Below are 6,680 nucleotides of genomic sequence, written 5' to 3'. Positions count from 1 at the left end.
GAGACGCTTGTGTTGGCAACGTTCAGCTGTCGCAGCTCTTGGACGCTGATCGTGTTGCTGATCGCGGCGACGATTCCACCGTATTTGGAACTGCGGAACCGGCAGCGATGCACGCGTCTTTATGTGTTGCACATGGCCGTTTTTGCGGCGCTGCTGTTGGTCGGCTATGGCTGGCTCAGCATGACCGAGATGAACAGCACGGCGGTGCTGATCCCGGGGGCATTGTTGACCGCGGCGGCGTTGTTTCGCAGCGGCGTGTTCCCGTTTCATCTGTGGATGACGGATCTGTTTGAAAAGGCGACCTTCGGAACCGCGATTCTGTTTTCCACGCCGCTGGTCGGGGCCTATGCCGTGATGCGGTTGGTGTTGCCGATCGCTCCGTCGTGGGCGCTGCAAAGTATTGCCGTGCTGTCGTTGGTGACGGCCGTCTATGCGGGATCGATGGCCTTGATTCAACGAGAAGCCCGGCGGATGTTTTGCTTTTTGTTTCTCAGCCAATCTTCGCTGGTGCTGGCCGGACTGGAACTGGTCACGCCGATCGGACTGACCGGTGCATTGTGCCTGTGGTTGTCCGTGGGACTGTCGCTGACCGGGTTCGGGATCACGCTCCGCTGTATCGAAGCGCGGATCTCGCGGGTCGCGTTGGCTGATTACCACGGCTTGTATCACCAGATGCCGATGCTGGCGGGTTTTTTTCTGCTGACCGGGCTGGCTGCGATCGGCTTTCCCGCGACGGTCGGCTTCGTCGGCATGGAATTGCTGATCGAAGGTGCGGTGGATATCTACCCGCTGGTCGGTACGATGGTGGTGATCGCGGCGGCTCTGTGCGGGATCACCGTGCTCTCGGCGTACTTTCGCATCTTCACCGGTCACGCGACTCGGACACAGGTTCCGATGCACGCTCGTCCCGCGGAACGGATCGCGGTGCTGCTATTGACGGTGCTGATTCTCGGCGGCGGTCTGGTACCGCAGCCCGGCGTTGCGTCACGATACCACGCCGCCAAAGAACTGACGCGACTGCGTCTCACGACAGCTGACGCGACAACGGAATCACGAGAAAGCTCGCAACAGAAAACAAGCAACCGCGCGGCAGTTGCTGTCACCCCCGGCAGCGTGTTGCCATGATCCCGGCGACCGCGCCGATTGCACCGCGAGCGGACCCAATCAGGTGCGTTTTCCGTTAAGCGACAATCGTTCGTATTATTTCTCGGAGATCCAATCCCAAGCGGCGTCGATGTCGCTGGCGTCAAAGTACTTGATCGTGGCGGCGGTGAAGGGTTTGCAGAAAATGGCCATCCACTTTTCCCAGGTGCTGTCACCGACCATGGCGATTCGCTCGATGTCGCGAAAGTGCTGGATGTCGAACTTGATGTCATCCCACAGTGCTCGGGCTGTCCAGCCGTGGAAGTCATCCAATTCCAGCAGCACGCGAATCTTGCCATGTTTCTGAATGACCTGCTCGATGTCGGGGCCGAAGATTTCGTAATCTTCGTGGTTCATCGTGCCGCTGACATGCAAGTGAATCACGTTGCTATCGTTTCGAGTCGCCAAGTCGACTTCACTGAATCGAACGCCCATCAATTGGCCCTTCCGTTGAAAAGAAAAAGGAAATCGCAGGTCTAAACCGCCCGAGTCTAACGTCTACCGGCCGGGAAAGCAAAAGATGCCCGCCCACCCAACACCCCGGGGACACGGCACCCCGGGGACACGGCACCAGCCCAAAGCAATAACACCCGGGGACAGGGCACCAGCCAAACATCCGGGGACAGGGCACCAGCCAAACAGCACCTGGGGACACCGCATCAAATCAACCCAACAGAACAACGATCGGGGACACGGCACAGCTTCTTCAGCCTAGAGATTTCGGTTGTTGCTGCAAATGCTTCGGCCTGCGGTTCAAACCTTGTTTTTCGACCCGACTCAATCACCAGGGCGACGTCGCCCTGCAGACGTCAGCGACTCCGCACACAGAGAGCCAATCGGAAACGCAGCGAGCATGCTGCGATCTTGCGAAGCCTTTGTTGCAAGATCCAACCAGATCGATGGAGATTGTTCAATCTAGGCCGCTTGGGCGAACAGCTCACGCGTCCGCTTCTGGACGTGAAACCGGCGACCGGTTTGTTTGCCACGTCGCTGATCGATGTGTTCCGGTAATCCAGCCATTGTGGTGAACAGATCATCAAAATTGGCCACAAGCTCCAGCCAGACTGTCGGCGATAAACCGAGCCGAATCAATATCGGCGGGAGAGTGTCAGGGGTACGTCCGGGTTTACCAACCGACGATTGGCGAGCCGACCAGTCAAGTAGCTCAAGGTACTCCGCCGCACTGATTGGTAGGAACCCCTTGTCGCTACAGCGTGCATCGCATTGGCTCGGTTGGGGGCCGGGCAACTCCGTCGCTTCATTCAGATCAACCGGCGCTAGAAACGAATCCGCAAGCGGCCGGACACACCTGTCCGCGGGCTCCGACGCACTGGTGGGGGCCGATGCAGGGTCCGACGCCGGGGCTTGCGTTTCCGCCGTGATCGCTTCGATACGGCGCTGAGCCGACGTGTGATTGCTCAACTCCAATGTTTCGGCCATGCAAGCTCGAATCCAATTCAAATCCACGTAGACGGCACAAGCCAACACGGATTCATCATCAATCACCGGAATCCCCTTGAAGCGGTCTTCGAAGAATCGGCCGCTGGAGTCATCTTCCCGATTGGCTCGCTGGGCAACGCGTTGGTTCATTAGACGCATCCACCAGGAAACGTCGCTGAGCCGAAGACGTATCTGCTTGAGCCTGATCGGGCAGTTCCGAATGGTGTTGAGCTCGGACTCTGACGGCGGCAATGGGTTGCCGTGGTCGTCTTTGCGTTTGGGGCAAATCATCAGCCAGCGTCGTGCCACTTCGGTGTCGTCCCAAGTTTGGACGATGTCGGGGCGCGAACGTAGCATCTGATGGTGATGGCTGGAGAGGACCGAATACGCCAGAACGTCGATGGCAAACTGGCCTGCGAAATGCTCGATCAACCCTTCAATCCAGCCCTTGCGATGGTCGCAGTTCTTGCCGGACAGCGGATCGTCGCCAAACAACCGGCAAGCCCGCGTGGTGCGACTGATGGCATGAACGATTTGGACCTCGCGAGGGTCAATCTTGTCGCCGCGGTTGGAACGTGACATCGCATCCTCATCAAAGAGACTCGTTTCTAGACGTTGCTACGGTTTGAAGTGAATCTTCTTCAAATTGCGTAGCCCAAAAACGAGTCGCTCCGTGCGACTCCCACGAGCTTTCATTGCAACGCAAACCGATCCATCAGTCAACCTTCGCTGCTCCAAAATCCAGCTCAGATCAGACACAATCTTTTAAGTTTGATAGCACTGGATTAGATCAGCGTGCCGTGTCCCCGTGAGTTAATGCCGTGTCCCCGGGTGAATTGGTGCCGTGTCCCCGGGTGGTTGAGGTCGATGGGGGGATTCGGGGGACGGCGGTCTGCGGAGTGGTGGGATGCCGGTGGGCGGGGATTTGTGCGGGCGGGGATTCGGGAGTCGACTTGTGTTTCGGGTATACTAATGGCGCCCCTTGCCCCTCCAAACGTTGAACGTTCCCACCTATGCGACTGACACGCGTTTTTTCGGTTTCTCTGCTTTATGCCTTGGTTTTATCCATCGCACCGGTCTTCGCACCGGCGGGGGACTCCGCGGTTGATTTTAATCGTGATATTCGGCCGCTGCTGTTCAATCGCTGTGTCACGTGCCATGGCCCCGACGAAGCGGAGCGGGCGGCGGGATTGCGGTTGGATACCGCCGAAGGGGCGCATGAGGACCTGGGCGGATACGCGGCCGTGGTGCCCGGTGACCCCGAAGCCAGCGAACTGATCTCCCGGGTGACCAGCGACGACGAAGACGTGGTGATGCCGCCGTCGGGAAAAGGCGATCCGCTGACGCAGGCCGAAGTCGCTTTGCTGCGAACGTGGATCGAACAGGGCGGACGCTACGCCCGACACTGGTCTTACGAAGTTCCTCGTCGACCGCCGCTTCCGAAAGTGTCCGACCCGGCCTGGCCGACCGGTCCGATCGATCACTTCACGCTGGCACGGATGGATGCCGAAGGCTTGCATCCCTCGCCCCAAGCCGACCGTTTGACGCTGGCCCGACGCGTGGCAATCGACCTGACGGGCTTGCCGCCGAACTGGGAACAAGCCCGAGCGTTTGCCGAGGACGATCGCGCCGATGCGTACGAGATCTACGTGGATTCGTTGCTCGCCAGTCCGACATTCGGAGAGCGGTGGGCCTGGGTCTGGCTGGACCTGGCCCGCTACGCCGACTCGGCAGGCTACGCCGATGACCCGCCACGCACGATCTGGGCCTACCGCGATTACGTGATCCAAGCGATCAACGACAACATGCCGTTTGATCAATTCACGATCGAGCAGATTGCCGGTGACTTGCTGCCCAATCCCACCGACGAGCAATTGATCGCCACGGCCTTTCATCGAAACACGTTGACCAACAACGAAGGCGGCACCAATGACGAAGAATTTCGCAATGTCGCGGTCGTCGACCGGGTCAACACGACGATGGCGGTTTGGATGGGAACGACCATGGCCTGCGCCCAATGCCACACCCACAAGTACGATCCGATCACCCAAGACGAATACTTCCAATTCTTCGCTTTCTTCAACAGCACCGAAGATGCTGACAAACGTGACGAAAGCCCGCTGCTGGAAGTCTGGAGTGACGATCAAGAACGCCGCAAAGTCGAATTGTCCGCACGCATCGAATCACTCCAGGCCAAACTGGCCGCCCCCTCGGATCGAGTCGACCAGGAACGTGAACAGTGGTTGGCCCAGTTCTCTTCGCCGCCCGAGTGGCGAATCGCCGATGTCGCCTCGATCGAGTCCAAACGCCAGTTGGAAATGACCGACGACGGATGGATCCAGGCTGCCGAAGACGAGCTGGAAACGGACACGTATCAGATCCAGATTCCCACCTCGGACGAACCCATCACGGGCCTTCGCCTGGAAACGTCACCGTCGCAGAAACGTAACTTCGTGATCACCCAGCTTCGCGCGACCTGGACGCCCCAGCCACTTGCTCCGGTGCAAGCCCGATTCGTGCGAGTCGATTTGCCTGGGAAATCACGGTTTTTGCATCTCGCGGAGATCGAAGTGTTCAGCGAAGGCGAAAATGTCGCGCCGCGCGGCAAGGCGACTCAGAGTTCTACCTACGCCGATGCCGACGCCACGCGAGTCAACGACGGCAACACGGCAAGCGACTACAACAAGGGTTCGGTCCAACACACCAACGGTGAAAAGGACCCCTGGGTTGAAATCGATTTAGGCGAAGCGATGCCGATCGACAACCTGGTTCTGTGGAATCGCACCGACGGAGGCGCGGGAATCATCGAACGGTTGAACGGATTCACGGTGACGCTGTTGGGCAACGAACGAGACGTCGTCTGGACGAGCCAACCCGAGACCCCGGCCAAAGCCAAACATGCTCTGTCCCCATCCGGGGTTCGAACGGTCTCGTTCAGTCATGCATCGGCCGATCACGAACAAAGTGGATTTCCCGCAACGGCCGTCCTGCAAACGCCTGACAGTCCCAAGTCGGGTTGGGCCATCGCGCCTCAGGTCGGACGCCCCCATCAACTGACCGTGGCGCTCGATGCACCGACCCCGGCGGCCGAGGGCGTGCTGACGGTATCGATCGCACAAGAATCGGAACACCCGCGTCATTTGATCGATCACTTTCGCTTGTCCATCAGTTCGGACGTGAACCTGACCCGCTGGGCGACGTTGCCGGACCCGATTCGTCGCATCGTCGCCAAACGCAAAGATCGCTGGAACGAAAACGAGGCATCGCAAGTTGAAGCGTATTTCCGTGACATTGCACCGGCGCTCCAACCGTGGCGAGACGAGTTGCAGGCGGCGCGCGACGAACTAGCCCAGATGAAGCCGATGACCAGCGTTCCGGTGATGAAGGAGCTGCCCACCGACAAGCGTCGCGTCACCAAGGTGCAGCTGCGGGGCAACTACCAAAGCACCGGCAACGTGGTCCATGAGGGCACGCCGGGAGCATTCCACCCGATCGCCCATGCCGACAACCCCAGCCGCCTGGATTTGGCGCACTGGTTGGTCGATCCGGCAAACCCGTTGACCCCGCGGGTGATCGTCAATCGACATTGGGAACAGTTGTTCGGCGTTGGTCTTGTCGAAACGAGCGAAGAGTTTGGATCGCAAGGTGAATTGCCCTCCCATCCGCGTCTGTTGGATTGGATGGCGGTCGAGTTTCGTGACAGCGGATGGGACATCAAACGCTTGATCAAGTCGATGGTGATGTCCGCAACCTATCGGCAAAGCAGCGTGACAACGCCGGAATTGATCGCCGCCGATCCGGCCAACCGGCTGCTTGCACGGGGACCGAGATTCCGCGTCTCGGCGGAGATGGTCCGCGACCAGGCATTGTTCGTCAGCGGGCTGTTGAGCGACAAACGATTCGGGCCGCCGGTCAATCCGCCGCAACCCGAGCTGGGATTGAAAGCCGCGTTCGGCTCGGCCACCGATTGGCAGACGAGCAAGGGGGAAGACCGCTACCGACGCGGGTTGTACACGACGTGGCGCCGCAGCAGCCCCTATCCGTCGATGGCCCAGTTCGATGCACCCAACCGAGAGGTCTGCACGGTCCGCCGGATT

General features: G+C 59.4%; 4 protein-coding genes. 2 read left to right on the top strand and 2 right to left on the bottom strand.

Annotated elements, in window-relative coordinates:
- A partial coding sequence (locus tag ABX749_RS16615; RefSeq protein ID WP_372896955.1) for a proton-conducting transporter membrane subunit occupies positions 1-1,125 on the top strand: 1,125 nt, incomplete at its 5' end.
- A gap of 75 nt (positions 1,126-1,200) precedes the next feature.
- Here ABX749_RS16615 and ABX749_RS16610 read toward each other — a convergent pair.
- Positions 1,201-1,578 carry an STAS/SEC14 domain-containing protein gene (locus ABX749_RS16610; RefSeq protein ID WP_095736400.1) on the bottom strand — a complete coding sequence of 126 codons (378 nt, stop codon included), beginning with the start codon at positions 1,576-1,578 and terminating at the stop codon, positions 1,201-1,203.
- Between the two features lie 480 nt (positions 1,579-2,058).
- Entirely contained in the window at positions 2,059-3,165 is a 1,107-nt protein-coding gene (locus tag ABX749_RS16605) for a hypothetical protein (protein WP_372896954.1), read from the bottom strand.
- Positions 3,166-3,596: 431 nt separating this feature from the next.
- Between ABX749_RS16605 and ABX749_RS16600 the strand changes: the two genes are divergently transcribed.
- Positions 3,597-6,680 (top strand): DUF1549 domain-containing protein (locus ABX749_RS16600; RefSeq protein WP_372896953.1); only part of this gene is annotated, 3,084 nt, incomplete at its 3' end.

The sequence above is a fragment of the Stieleria sp. genome (assembly GCF_041595215.1).
GTDB classification, from domain to species: domain Bacteria; phylum Planctomycetota; class Planctomycetia; order Pirellulales; family Pirellulaceae; genus Stieleria; species Stieleria magnilauensis.
Note: the sequence above shows the minus strand (reverse complement) of the source record. Positions and strands in the feature narration are given on the sequence as shown.